The sequence below is a fragment of the Candidatus Delongbacteria bacterium genome, assembly GCA_041675285.1.
Taxonomy (GTDB): domain Bacteria; phylum CAIWAD01; class CAIWAD01; order CAIWAD01; family CAIWAD01; genus CAIWAD01.
Map to the genome: position 1 here is coordinate 93,594 of JBAYTZ010000013.1, position 13,037 is coordinate 106,630.

Here is a 13,037-nt window from a genome sequence, read left to right on the forward strand (position 1 = left end):
AACGTGTGAAGTCGGTTGGGCTTCGGAAGAGTATAGCGCGGTCGCTCCCGAGGTTCAAGACAATTCCAGCTTTAAAAAAGAAAGCGGAACGGTCCAGCCGCGGGGAAATCAAACACTTGGCGGGGTGGTGGAAGGCCCGCCTCTACCCGCCCAGCGGCAGGGCGCGGACCTTCTCCAGGGTGGCCAGGCCGCTCGTCAACCGGGGACCCACCTGGGCCAGGAAGGCCTCCAGCCGCGGGGACTCGTCCACCAGTTCCACCACCAGCGGCAGCTTCTCCGCCAGCCGCAGCACTTTGGCCGCGTGCAGCTGGTGCCGGGTCCCGAAACCGGCCACGCCGTGCAGGACCGTGCCCCCGGCCAGCCCGGCCTCCAGGGCCAAGGCCAGCAGGGCCTCCCAGGCCGGGCGGCCGTCCAGGCGGTCGGTCTCGCTGATGTAGAGGCGCAACAGGCAGGCGTCCTGCAGTTCCATTCCGGCCTCCCGGGTTAGTGGACCAATTCCCGTGATCTGTCAGATGCTGTTTGCTGATTCTGTGTGACGAGAGATGGTGCATCGATGACGCAAACCCTTCGGGAAGCGTCCACGCCGCCCATTGCTGCGTTGCAGCCCCTTGGCGTAGCCCCGCTACGCCTGCGGGCCTGCGCCTTGCACTGGACGGAGTGTACGCATCATCATCCGACATCTCACGAGAATCGGTCCACTAGACCAATCGCGCCAGACCCAGACCCAGGGCCAGGCTGAGCAGGCCCACCAGCGGGGGCAGCAGCAGGTTGGCCCCCGCCGCCAGCCACTGGCCGCCCTGCAGGAACTGGCCGCTTTCGAAGATCCAGGTTGAAAAAGTGGTGAAGGCGCCCAGGAAGCCGATCAGCAGGGGCGCGCGCCAGCCGGGCGGGAGCAGCAGGCGCTGGTCCATCAGGCCCCAGAGGAAGCCGAAGAGCAGGCAGCCCAGCAGGTTGACGGTGAGCGTGCCCCAGGGAAAGCGCGTGCCGGCCTGCTGCTGGACCAGCCCGGCCAGGCCGTAGCGGGCCAGGGTGCCCAGGGCGCCGGCCCCGGCCAGCAGCAGGAGCTTCGTCAGCATGGCGCGTCCGATCGGCAGAGGATGGGCATGACGTCGAGGTCTCCGTGTCGGGCCGCGGCGGCGGCAGGTCCACTGGGCAAGCTATTTGAGATGGGCCACCCGCAGGCTGGCCGAACCGCGGGAACCGCTGACCCGCAGCAGCAGCAGGCCGGAGGGCAGAGCCTCCCAGTTCGCGCCGGCCAGCGTGACCGTCCGGTCTGCCGCCCCGCCCGCCGGCAGCTCTTCCTGATGGAGGCGCTGGCCGGCCAGGTTGTAGATCTCCAGCCGGGCGGGCCCGGCAAAGCCCGTCAGGGTCAGGCGCAGGCCGCCGTTGAAAGGATTGGGCGCCGCGGCCAGCGCCAGTTCGGCCGAGCGGGGCCGCAAGGCGGGCAGACCCGTGCCGTCGTTGGGCAGGCCAGGGCTGGGGGTCAGGGCCTGCCACGGGCCGGTGACGTCGGGCAGGCGGCCCCAGGCCACGTCGTCCTGCTGGGGGCCGAAGTCCACCCGGTCCAGCACCGTCAGGCCGTCCACGTCGCTCAGCACCAGGGACTCGCCGTCGCCGCTCAGGCGGAAGCCCGCGTGCAGGCCGGCCTCTTCTTCCTCGTTGTCGCACCAGATCAGCAGATAGGCGCCGCCGGCCAGTTCGCCCGTGCCGGCGGGAAAGGCCCAGTTGCCCGGGTCGTCGGGATCGTCGCTCAGGTGCAGGCCGTCCAGCAGCACGGGCTCGCTTCCCGGATTGACCAGCTCGGCCCAGTCCTCGTGATCGCCCGCCGGATCGGTGATGCCGTTCTCGTTCAGCGCCAGGAACTCGTTCAGCACCAGCCGGGGCGCGGCGGGCCAGCCCAGTTCCAGCGGCCGCGGCGGGTAGAGGTGCGGGCGGGCCAGCTCGTCCAGCGCCAGCACCTGCAGTTCCAGGCGCGTGCCGGGCGCCATGGGCGGCAGACCGCCCTGGTAGCGGTCGGCCAGCCGCAGCACCGGAGCCTGGGCCTCCCCCGTGAAGGACATGGCGCTCTGCTGCCACTCGGTGGCGCCGACCTGACGCCAGCGCAGCCAGCACTCCAGGGAGGCGTCGTGGACGAAGGCCGCGGCGCTCACGCGCAGGCTGTCGCCGGGCAGCGGCGGCTGCGCGTCCAGGTGATACACCACCGGACCCGCCGACTGCCAGGCCAGCTGCCCGGGCAGGCTGGCCGCGCGCCGGTCCAGGAACTCGCGCAGGCCGCGCTTGACGTGGGCGTTCTCGTAGTCCACGCCGAAACCCTGGCTGAAATCGTTCATGGTGAAGCCGTAGTCCAGCGTGCGGAAGGAATCCGTCGCCGCCGCAGGCGTCAGCTGCGTCAGCAACTCGTCCAGCCGGGGCTGCCAGGCGGCGGGCTGCAGGGAGTGGGTCAGGTGGTGCTCCAGCATGTGGGTGTAGAGGTTGCGCCAGCGCGGCCGGGAGAGCAGGCGGTCCGCCAGGGGCCGGTTGCTGTTCCCGAAGGTGTAGGGGTTGCGCTGGGACCAGTCCACGCCGAACCAGTCCACGCCGAAGGTGTTGTCGTAGTCGTAGGGGATCAGGGTCATCCGGTCGTCCACCGGGTCGTGATACAAGTAGTAGTTGTTGCTCAAGTACCAGTAATCGTCCCAGCCGCCGGTCAGCACGTTGACGGCGAAGTACTCCAGCACGCCGGCCACGTCCAGGTATTGGTGCAGGGAATCCTCCAGCGCGTTGCCCGAGGTGTCGTGCAGGATGCGGATCAACCGGAAGAGCGCCGAGTAGTCGTCCTCCTCCTCGTTGCTGGTCAGCTCGTAGACGCGCCGGCCGTCCTGCTCGTGCTTGTAGTCCTCGGGGCTGTCGCCGCGCCAGGCCAGGTCCGCCGGGTAGAGACACTTCCAGAGGTTGCCGTCTGGATGGGGGAAGTTCTTCTTGAGGAATTCGTCGTCCACGTGCTCCACGGAGACGTAGAGCCCGAAGTAGTCGCCGTTGATCCAGAGCTCGCCGTGGGAGGCGCGCGAGGCCACGTGGCCGATGCGGCCGAACAGATCGAAGCAGAGCTTGCTGCGCGTGATGCAGGGGTCGTTGTGCTCGCCGTTCAGGTTGAGCTTGTCCACGCCGTGCACCTCGCGGCCGGGGACGAAGTCGTTGAACGAGATCTTGAAGGACTTCTTCTGCGCGTTGCGGCTGGTGTTGCCGCGCAGGCGCAGGCCCACGTCCGCCACCTGTTCGTCCAGGTAGAGATTCTGCAGGTGGAGCTGGGCCAGGTGCAGGGAGTCGCTGTCCACGTTGTCGTAGATCCACTGCAGGGCGACGGGATCGACGCTGACCTCGTAGCGCGCCACCTGGCTGTCGTCGTAGAGCATCCAGGAGTCGTCCTGGGCGCGGGCGCCGCCGTGCAGCAGGCCCAGCAGGATCAGCAGAAAGAGGGGCATGGGGAGGTCCTTGTTTGGATGGCGTCACGAGGCGGCGCCTTGCAGTCTGTCGGGCTTGGGCCTTGGATGGGATTCACGCCCATATCGAGACCGGTTCTTCGGAAGTTTCGCTGAGCATACTGGTGGTCTGCGCAAGAAACTTGCGGAAAATCCGGGCCGATAGGGGCGATGAAGACCGCCAAGCGACCAAGTCCGACAGGCTGCTAGCCACAAGATAAGGTCCGGCGGGGCGGATCGGGCCGTCGTCCGGGTTCACTCCCTACCTTGCGGCATGCGATTCACCACCCTGCTGCGCCGCCATCCGGACCTGACCCGCCTCTGGCTGGGGGAGGTGATCTCCCAGGCCGGCGACGCGCTGTTCCAGATCGCCCTGCTTTGGCTGGTGCTGGACCTGACCGACTCGGCGGGCCTGACGGGCCTGGTGGCCATGAGCGGCTACCTGCCCGTGCTGCTCTTCGGGCTGCTGGCCGGCGCGCTGGCGGACCGGCTGGACCGGCGGCGCGTGCTGCTGGGCTGCGACCTGGCCCGGGCCGTGCTGGTGCTGGCCATTCCGCTGCTGGCCTCCGCCGGTCTGCTGAGCGCCCCGCTGCTCGGGCTGATCACCTTCCTGATGGCCGTGTTCACGGCCCACTTCAATCCCACCCGCGACGCGCTGATCCCGGAGCTGGTGCCGGCCACGGAGCTGCGCCAGGCCAACACGCTGATCCAGAGCGGCTGGCAGCTGGCCATGCTGGCCGGACCCCTGCTGGCCGGGCTGCTCATCCCGCTCACCGGCGAGCTGCAGCTGTTCAGCGCCGACGGGCTCAGCTACCTGGCCTCCTTCGCGCTGATCTGGCGCATGCGCCCCGGCCCCCGACTTGCCGCGCCGGAGGCACCGCCGCGCCCGCCGGCCGGCTCCCTTCGCCACGAGGCGTCCCGCGCGCTGGCCGAGGTCCGCGCCGGACTGGTCCTGGCCCACGGGGACCGCCGGATCCGCGCCCTGCTCTGGGTCACGGCGGTGGACAACCTGTTCATCATGGGCCCGGCCATCGTGGGCACGCCGCTCTTCGTGCGCCAGGTGCTGGGCGGCGACTCGGGCACCTACGCCTACCTGATGACGGCCTTCGCCGCGGGCATGCTGGCCGGCAGCCTGCTGCTCCATTGGCTGGGCCGGCACCTGCGGGACAGCCGGCTGCTGCTCTGGGGCATCGTGCTGGACGGGATCACCTTCCTGCCCCTGCTCTGGGTGACCAGCTTCTGGGGCGCCTGGTGGACCATCGCCATCCACTCGCTGGTGATTCCGCTGATCATCATCCCGCGGCCCACGCTGGTGCAGCGGCTGGTGCCCCGGGATTTCCACGGCCGCGTCTTCAGCATGATCAGCGTGGCCGTGACGGGCTTCAGCGCGCTCTCCGTGGCCCTCACCGGACTGGCAGCGGAGTGGGTGCCGATCCCCGTTATCTTCGGCGCCATCGCGCTGCTGGCCTCGGCCTGCGGACTGGCGGGCTGGTCCATCCGCGAATTCCGCGAAGCCTGAGCGCGCCTGCGGAAGCCTGGCCGCCGCGGGAGTTCCGCACGGAATCCCGTTGTATGTTGCAGGGGCCGTTGATAGAATGGCCCGGCCGGTCTCGCCGCTTCCATCACCCAAGCGCCAAGAGGAATGCCGCATGCTTCCGTCCACCCGCCGATCCTGGATTCCCTGGCTGCTGGCCGGCGCCCTGGGCGCGGCCCTGGACGCCCGTGCCGCCACCGGTTTCCCGCTGCTGCTCTTCGAGCCGGACTCGCGGGCCGCGGCCCGGGGCGAGAGCGCGCTGGCCGACGGCCGCGGGCTGGAGGGCTTCCACCAGAACCCCGCCGCCCTGGCCGGTCTGGAGGGCGAGGCCCTGGGACTGCTCTACGTGGACCACCTGCAGGATCTTCAGGTGCTGGGCACCAGCTGGGGCACGGACCGCGTGCCGGACTGGCGCCTGGGCCTGTCGCTGCTGCATCTGGACTACGGCGACCTGGAAGGTCTGGACGAGCAGGGCCAGTCCACGGGCTCCTTCGACGCCGGCGCGACGCTGCTGCTGGCCGGTGTGGCCCGCCGCCTGCCCGATCTGTGGGGCGGCCGGCTGGAGGCGGGGCTGCAGGCGGGCTATGCCGGCACGTCGGTGGAGGACGCCTCCGCCAGCGCGCTGCTGGGCAACGCCGGGATCGGCTGGCAGCGCGGCCAACTCGCACTGGGGGCCAGCGCGCGCAACGTGGGCGTGGTGCTCTCCTCCCTGGGCGAGAGCCAGGACCACCTGCCCCGCTCCCTGGAGGCGGGCGCCGCCTGGACCCTGGCCCACCTGCCCTTCACCTGGAGCGTGGCCTGGCAGGGCATCCGCGATCGCGATCCCTTCGTCAAACTGGGCGGTGAATTCCGCGTGGCCCGGCGCTGGCGGCTGGGGCTGGGCTATCAGGTGGAACGCGGCGACGACCGGCTGGGCGGCGTCTCCGGCGAGGGCTCGCGCGGCTTCTCCGCCGGCCTGGGCGGCAGCCTGCCCCACGGCTTCGAACTGGGCTGGTCCTGGAGTTCCTACGGCGAGCTGGGCTCCCTCAACCGGCTGGCCCTGGTCTGGCACTACCGGCCATGAATGCCGAGGCGCCCCAGGAGGAGGCCCGGCGGCGGGCCGCGTCCCTCTGGTACGAGCGTTTCGAGCGGCGCCGGCAGCAGCTGACGCCCTCGCCCGGCCGCCTGCGCGCGCTGCAGCTGCTCTTCCTGGGTCTGGCCGTGGCCATCGCGGTGATCGGGCTGAGCCAGCGTGGTGAGCGCCTGCAGCAGGTGATGGGCGCCGCGGAGAGTCGAACGGATTGGCCTGCCGTGCTCAGCCGCGAGCTGGAACTGGACGAGGCCGCGGGCCAGCGCTTCTTTCCGCTCTGGGAGCAGTGGCGGCGCCAGGAGGCCCGACAGGGCGCCGAGCGGGCCGCCTTGTTGGAGAAGCTGGAGCCCCTCACGCGCGAGCACAGCGACCTGAACCTCGAGCAGGAGCGACTACTGGAGGCCGTCCAGCTGCTGGAGCAGCAGCGCCTGCAGGCCCGCGCCGACCTGCTGGGCAAGGTCCGCGAACAACTGGGCCTCTGGCGCAGCGCCCGGCTGGCCGTCCTGCTGGAAACCCCGCCCGACTGAGCATCCGCCCCTTCCCGACCCCCCACGAAAAAGCCGGCTGACGCCGGCTCTGTCTTGTCTGCTGCGAAGCCCGCTAGCGGAACATGGCCTTGATGCTGCCCCAGGTGGCTTCCACCGTGGAGAACTGGAAACTCACGGCCAGGGGCGAGGACTGGGCGGCCAGTCGTCCGCCGGAGGGCAGGACGTAATAGAGCCGGTAGTAATAGACCTGCTCGATGTCCGTGAAGCGGTCCCGCGAGCCGCCCGCCGAATTCAGCCCCGGATGGTCCAGCAGCGAATACTCCAGCGCGCCGTTCACCAGCACGCGCTCCCCCAGCAATTGGTAGTGCTCGTCGTCGGTGGAGCGCTCCACCTCGAAGGAGGCCACGCCCTGCACGCTGTCCACGCGCCAGCGTAGTTCCACCGTCTGCTCGTCCAGCACGTCCCCGCTGAATTGCAGCAGGGAGGCCGCCAGCGCGAGCAGGGGCATGAGCAGAATCAGGCTGAGGGAAAACAGACGCTTCATGGACCACTTATCGACTTGGTTGACCCGAGTCTACTGCTCCCGGGCGGGTCAGGCAACTCTTGTTTCGCTCCCCGCCAGCAATTCGGGATTCCGTCCTCGCTGCAGGATAGCCGCCCCCCGGGGCCGCCTCCGCCACCGTGGACCCGCTGCTCCGCTGGACGGCGTCCGCAACTCACCGCCGATTCCCGCCGCCCACCGCATCCCGGATCCGCCCACGGGCGTTGACCGGCGACTACTTGGAAAGTTCGAGCAGGGCGTCCCGGTAGGCCTCGCTGCGCTGGGGATCCAGGCTGTCCAGCCGGCTCAGGCGCTGGAGGCCGTCCACGTCCCGGCCCTGGACCAGGATCTCGACCAGGGAGCGGGAATTGGCCTTGAACCAGGGGGCCAGCTGGGTGGGGTTGTCGATGCGCTCCGCCAGTTCCAGCGCCAGACGCACGGCCTTCCAGGCGTCATAAGGGCTGTTCTGCTTGGAACGGAACCACCAGGCCGTGTGGGTGACCCAGCGCAGGGTGCGGAAATCCTTGTTGCGCATGTCCAGCAGGCGTTCGAGGCGCTCGTTGCGCTCGTCCCAGCCGTCCTGCTGCTCGCTGAACATGGCCTGGCTGCCCAGGCGCCGGGCGCGCTCGAACATGGGCGTGCCGCCGAACTCGGCCAGTTTGTCGTATTCGTACCCGATCACCAGCAGGACGTGGAAGTCGAGCATGCTGAGGAAGGAGTCGAAGTTGTCTTCGTCGTGCTCGAAACGGCCTTCGGGAATCCGGAAGCGCCAGAGGCCCTCGTCGATGCTGAAGTCGCCCTTGTTGCCGCCGGCGAACAGGCCCATGTACTCCGTGGCCGAGCCGCCCTCCATGGCGTTGCGGACCTGGATGGCCAGCGGGATGCGCAGAGTCAGGGTGGTCTCCTCCGGGTCCCAGTCCACGCTGTTCAGGTAGTCGGTCAGGCGGGTTTCCAGATCGAAGAGCTCGGCCCGCTGGTCGGGCGTGAGCTGGATGAGGTTGAGGTTGAGCTCCGGCACCACCGTCAACGCCAACGCGGAAGGCAGCCAGAGCAGCAGGGCAAGCCAGAAACGCACGAGGACCTCCGTGAACCGCGCACAGTGTATCAAATGCCGGCCGTGGCCGCTGATTCTGCTGGCCGGCCTGGCCGGTCTCGCTCCCGCCGCCCCCGGCGCGGCCCTGCGCTCCAGCCGGGCGCGGGATCCCTGGCTGCACGCGGCCTGGAGCCTGGACAGCCTGCCCGGGCCGGCGGTCCTCTTCGAGGGCGGGCTGGCTGCGCGCCGGGCCGGCTTCTGGCTGGGGTCGCGGCGACTCTACGGTCTGCGCGAGTTGTCCAGCGTCGCCCTGGCCGGCGTGCTGCCGACGGAGTGGGGCAGCTGGCAGGCCGGCGGGCACCTGTTGACGGCGGGCGAGTGGCAAGAGGGCCAGTTCCTGCTGGACTGGCAGCCGCCCGGCACGCGGCCGTTGCAGGTCGGGGCGGGGTTGGAACTGCGCCGGGTCGCCGCGGGCGACTGGTCGGCCCGGGCGGGCTGGCTGCGCGCTCTGGCGGACTGGCGCCAAGGTCCCCTGCGGCTGGGCGGCTGCCTGGCCCTGCCGCTGCCCGGTTCGGAGCCGATCCCGGAGTGCCGGGTGAGCGCGCGCAGCCTGGCGGCGGGCTGGCGGCTCACACGCACCTGGGCCCTGGCCTGGGCCTGGGAACAAGAGGGGACGGAGCGCAGCGAGCAGCTGGGGCTGGTCTGGGAGACCCCCGGCCAGGGCCTGGCCGCCACGTGGCGCACCGGTCGGGGCTGGGAGCTGGCCGGCCGGCTGCGCTGGCGGACTCTCAGTCTAAGCGCCTCGTGGTGGAGCCATCCCGTGCTGCCGCCCACGCCCGCCTGGGGCCTGACCTGGCAGCGGGAGGAGCCATGAACGGCCTGTGGCGCAGCCTGCCCGCGCTGCTGCTGCTGGGGGCGCTGGCCGGCCCGGCCCGGGCGGATGCGCCGGCGGACAGCGTCTGGCAAGTCCGGAGCGAACTGGGCGCCCGGACCCTCAGCCCAGGTCAGGGCGAGTGGCGCGGCCGCCTGCAGCTGGCGGGAGGACCCTGGAGCCTGCAGGGCGCGGGCCGGCGGCGGGATGGCGAGCCGGGCCTGCTGCCGCACGCGGCGGGCGGGCTGGTCTGGGCGGGGCCGCGCGGCTGGCGCGTGATCCTGGGCGACCAGCAGCCGACGGGAGATCTGCACGCCGCCCTGGGCCGCGGGCGGGGCGGTCTGCCCGGCCGGGTGCGCGGCGGCCTGGGGCTGGGGCCGGGCGCCCTCTCCACCCAGAGCCCGGGCGAGCGCGGTCTCAGCCTGGAGCAGTGCCGGGGAGCGCTGCGCGGCGGCCTGCTGCTGGCCTCAAACCGCCGCGACCTGCGGGCGGACGGCGCGGGTTTCCTGCTGGATCTGGAGCACGCGGAGGACAACCGGCGCCGCTGGGGCGCCTGGCGCGACCGCTTGGTCCTGGGCTGGGGCACGTGGGAGGGACCGGCGGGTTGGGATCTGCACGGACTGGCCGGCCGGCGCTCGGCCGTCAGCGGGGGCGGATCCCTGCTCGGACTGCAGGCCATCCGGCGCCGCCCTGAGCGGCAGCTGGCCCTGGCCTGGGAAGCCGGCGAGAATCGGCTGCTGCAGTGCCAGGCTGTCTGGCTGAAAGGTCGTAGCACGCTTCAGGCGGACGTCTGGCGCGGCTGGCGCGGCTCCAGCGTCTTCGCGCGCCCCGCGCTACCCGCGGGCTGGCGGGAGTGGGGCGGCGGCCTGGCCCTGCAGGCGCGGCGCGGCGGTCGCCAGCTGGCCGGCACGCTCTCCCTGCGCTGGCTGGATGCCCAGGCCCGCGGACCGGAGCGCTCCGCCTGCTGGGGTAGCCTCGAACTGGACCGGCTGCCCGGGCCGGCGGGCAGTGGACTGGCGTGGAGCGTGCGTCACAGTCTGGCGGAGGATCGTCCCAGCGGCGCCGGGCGGGAGGAGTGGCGCCTGCGCCTGCGACCGCTCAAGGCGCGGCCCCTGGATTGGGAACTGAGTTGGCAGCAGGCCCGCGGCGCTGCCGGGGTGGTGCGCTGGTGGCAGCTGGGCCTGGCGCGCGGCTGGCGCCGTCCGCGCTATTCCCACGGCCTCCAGCTGCAGGTGCTGGCCGCCGTCGGTTCGGGTCCCGCCCGGCTGGTGCCCCTGACCGCAGGGCCCGGCCTGCTGCGCTACGGCGCGCTCACGGGGTCGCGCCAGCTCTGCGCGGCGGGTTGGTGGGGACGCCGGGGCGCCCACCTGCTCAGCGTCGGCTGGCTGCTGAAAGAGGTGGAGGACGAGTCCGGCGCCGTGGGGCCCGCGCCGCTCCTGCAGGTCCGCTGGGTCTGCGCGCCCGGTTCCTGAGCCGCGGGGTGGCGGCGTCGCCGGGCCGGTCCGCGCCGGCCGCCCTGTCCGCTTTGTTATCATGCTGACAGGTCAACCGGAGGAAGCATGGACCGTCAGGCAATCGCCCGCCTCATCACGTCCGCGTTGGAGCGCGGCCAGCAGGTGCTGCTGGAATCGGAAGTCTATGAGCTGCTGGCGCTGGCCGGCCTGGAGACGCCGGCCTGGCGTGTCTGGCCGACGGAGGGCGAGCTGGACGAGAGCTGGCTGGCGGGGCTGCCGGGCAGCCGGGTGGTGCTCAAGGTTCTCTCGCGCCGGATCCTCCACAAGAGCGACGTGGGCGGCGTGCGCATCGTGGAGAAGGACGCCGCGACCGTGCGCCTGGCCGCCCAGGAGATGCTGGGCGCGGTGCCCGGGGCCTGGGGCCGCTACGAGGGCGAACACGGCCGCGACGGCACGCAGGATCCCGAAGTGGAGGGCCTGCTGCTGGTGGAGTGCGTGGCCTTCCCCGGCGAGCTCGGCCGCGAGCTCCTGCTGGGGGCGCGCCACTCAAGGGAGTTCGGCAGCGTGCTCACCGTGGGCATCGGCGGCACGGACGCCGAGTTCCTCTCCGCGCGGCTGGAGCCCGGCCGCGGACACGCCATCCGCAGTGCGCTGCTGCTGGACCGCGCGGGCATCCGCCACATGCTGGAACAGACCCTGGTGGTGGAGCGCCTGACCGGCAAGGCCCGCGGGCGGGCCCGGGTGGTGGAGCCCGAGCAGCTGGAGGAACTGGTGGCGGGTTTCGCCCGGTTGGTCAACCTCTTCTCCCCGCTGGACGAGACGGCCCCCGCGCACCTGGAGGAGCTGGAGATCAATCCGCTGGTGGTGGCCACGGACGGCCGCCTGCTGCCCCTGGACGGCCTGATGCGTATCGGGCCACGCCGGGGCGCGCCGCGCTCCCGGCCTGTGGGCAAGGTCAGCCGCCTGCTGCATCCGGGCTCGGTGGCGCTGGTGGGCGTCTCCCAGAAGATGAACGTAGGACGGATCATTCTGCAGAACCTGCTGGACGCGGACTTCCCCGTGGAGCGCATCCACATCCTCAAACCCGACACGGAGGAGATCGCCGGCGTGCGCTGCTACGCGCGCCCCGCCGACCTGCCCGAGAAGGTGGACATGCTGGTGCTGGCGGTGAGCGCCGAGCAGGTCCCGGCGGAGCTGGAGGCCATCTGCGCCGCGGACTGCGCGGAATCAATCATCGTCATCCCGGGCGGCATCGCGGAAAAGGCGGGCGGCGAGGCCATCCAGGCGCGGATCGACGCGGTGCTGGAGCGTGCCCGCGCCCTGCCCGGCGGCGGCCCGGTGATCAACGGCAGCAACTGCCTGGGCGTCTACGACCGCGACGCCGGCGTCAACACGCTGTTCATTCCCGACTACAAACTGCCCCGGCCCGCCCGGGAAGGCCAGGACGCCCCCGGGCGCGTGGCCCTGCTCAGCCAGTCGGGCGCCTTCATGATCTGCCGCATGTCGCGGCTGGCGGACCTGGATCCGGTCTACGCCGTCTCCTACGGCAACCAGATGGACCTGAGCCTGGGCGACTACCTGGAGGCCCTGCTGGGCGACACCTCGGTGGACACGGTGGCGTGTTACGTGGAGGGCTTCGCCGACCTGGACGGGCTGAAGACCGCCCGGCTGGCCCGGGCGCTGACGGGCGCCGGCCGGCGGGTGATCCTCTACAAGGCGGGCCGTTCGGCGGAGGGCCAGAGCGCCAGCGCGGGCCACACGGCCTCCATCGCCGGCGACTACGAGACCTGCCGCCAGGTGCTGCCGGAGGCCGGAGTGGAGCTGGCGGAGACCTTCGAGGACTTCGAGAACCGCGTGCGGCTGGCCCGGGCCCTGGGTCCGGAGCGCGGCCCCGCCGGGCACGCGCCCCAGGTGGCGGTGGTCTCCAATGCGGGCTTCGAGTGCGTGGGCATCGCGGACAATCTGGCCCGGGCCTCCGAGGGTCGGCTGGAACTGGCGAAGCTGAGCGAGTACACGCGGGAGAAACTGCAGCGGGCCTTTGTGGAAGGGCGGCTGGACAGCCTGGTGGACGTGAAGAATCCGCTGGACCTGACGCCCATGGCCACGGACGCCGTCTGGGCCACCTGCGTGCAAGCGCTGCTGGAGGATTCCGGTGTGGACGCGGCCATTGTTTCCATCGTGCCGCTCACCGCGGCCATGCAGACCCTGCCCGCCGGTCCCGGACACCGCGAGGATCTGAGCGCCCCCACAGCGATCTGCGCGCGGCTGGCCGCCCTGCGGGCCGCCAGTTCGACACCCTTCGTCTGCGCCGTGGACTCCGGCGTGCTCTACGATCCCCTGGTCCGCCAGTTGGAGAGCGCCGGCATCCCGGTCTTCCGCTACGCCGACGAGGCCACGCGCTACCTGCGCCGGCACCTCTGTTCGCGCTGAGCGTCAACCAACCCCCACCCGTCGTGAGGCCAAGCGGAGAGTCTGCTTGGCCTCACGGCGTTCATGTGCACATGAAAGATCGTTGACACCTGGCACCGGCCTGGCACCAGCCTGGCACCGGCCTGGCACCGGCCTGGCACCGACCTGGCACCGACCTGG

11 protein-coding genes are annotated in these 13,037 nt (G+C 71.3%); 6 read left to right on the forward strand and 5 right to left on the reverse strand.

Features of this window, described 5'->3' with window-relative positions; translation table 11 throughout:
• Positions 1 to 142: 142 nt before the first annotated feature.
• The 3 genes from WC326_12645 to WC326_12655 form a co-directional block, all read right to left on the reverse strand.
• Positions 143 to 469 carry a DUF190 domain-containing protein gene (locus WC326_12645; protein MFA7331910.1) on the reverse strand — a complete coding sequence of 109 codons (327 nt, stop codon included), beginning with the start codon at positions 467 to 469 and terminating at the stop codon, positions 143 to 145.
• Between the two features lie 229 nt (positions 470 to 698).
• Complete coding sequence (locus WC326_12650; GenBank protein ID MFA7331911.1) at positions 699 to 1,073, reverse strand: CrcB family protein; 375 nt, start codon at positions 1,071 to 1,073, stop codon at positions 699 to 701.
• Positions 1,074 to 1,157: 84 nt separating this feature from the next.
• Positions 1,158 to 3,461 (reverse strand): CotH kinase family protein, encoded by a 2,304-nt coding sequence (locus WC326_12655; protein ID MFA7331912.1) that lies wholly within the window; start codon positions 3,459 to 3,461, stop codon positions 1,158 to 1,160.
• A gap of 271 nt (positions 3,462 to 3,732) precedes the next feature.
• Here WC326_12655 and WC326_12660 point away from each other — a divergent pair, with 271 nt between their 5' ends.
• The 3 genes from WC326_12660 to WC326_12670 all read left to right on the forward strand — a co-directional run bounded on the left by WC326_12660 (position 3,733) and on the right by WC326_12670 (position 6,588).
• Complete coding sequence (locus WC326_12660) at positions 3,733 to 4,977, forward strand: MFS transporter (protein MFA7331913.1); 1,245 nt, start codon at positions 3,733 to 3,735, stop codon at positions 4,975 to 4,977.
• A gap of 130 nt (positions 4,978 to 5,107) precedes the next feature.
• Positions 5,108 to 6,055 (forward strand): hypothetical protein, encoded by a 948-nt coding sequence (locus tag WC326_12665; protein MFA7331914.1) that lies wholly within the window; start codon positions 5,108 to 5,110, stop codon positions 6,053 to 6,055.
• Positions 6,052 to 6,588, forward strand: coding sequence for a hypothetical protein (locus tag WC326_12670; protein MFA7331915.1), 537 nt, complete (start codon positions 6,052 to 6,054; stop codon positions 6,586 to 6,588). The genes WC326_12665 and WC326_12670 overlap by 4 nt, the downstream gene beginning before the upstream one ends.
• A gap of 73 nt (positions 6,589 to 6,661) precedes the next feature.
• On the opposite strand, the gene WC326_12675 is transcribed toward WC326_12670, so the two are convergent.
• Positions 6,662 to 7,093 carry a hypothetical protein gene (locus WC326_12675; protein MFA7331916.1) on the reverse strand — a complete coding sequence of 144 codons (432 nt, stop codon included), beginning with the start codon at positions 7,091 to 7,093 and terminating at the stop codon, positions 6,662 to 6,664.
• 232 nt (positions 7,094 to 7,325) lie between these two features.
• A complete protein-coding gene (locus WC326_12680; GenBank protein MFA7331917.1) occupies positions 7,326 to 8,165 on the reverse strand; it encodes a DUF4835 family protein in 840 nt (279 codons plus the stop codon).
• Between the two features lie 10 nt (positions 8,166 to 8,175).
• On the opposite strand from WC326_12680, the gene WC326_12685 reads away from it, so the two are divergent.
• The 3 genes from WC326_12685 to WC326_12695 all read left to right on the forward strand — a co-directional run bounded on the left by WC326_12685 (position 8,176) and on the right by WC326_12695 (position 12,878).
• On the forward strand, positions 8,176 to 8,997 hold the full coding sequence (locus WC326_12685) for a hypothetical protein (protein ID MFA7331918.1): 822 nt from the start codon (positions 8,176 to 8,178) through the stop codon (positions 8,995 to 8,997).
• Entirely contained in the window at positions 8,994 to 10,466 is a 1,473-nt protein-coding gene (locus WC326_12690; GenBank protein ID MFA7331919.1) for a hypothetical protein, read from the forward strand. The genes WC326_12685 and WC326_12690 overlap by 4 nt, the downstream gene beginning before the upstream one ends.
• Positions 10,467 to 10,553: 87 nt before the next feature.
• Positions 10,554 to 12,878 carry an acetate--CoA ligase family protein gene (locus WC326_12695; protein ID MFA7331920.1) on the forward strand — a complete coding sequence of 775 codons (2,325 nt, stop codon included), beginning with the start codon at positions 10,554 to 10,556 and terminating at the stop codon, positions 12,876 to 12,878.
• The last annotated feature ends 159 nt before the right edge of the window (positions 12,879 to 13,037 follow it).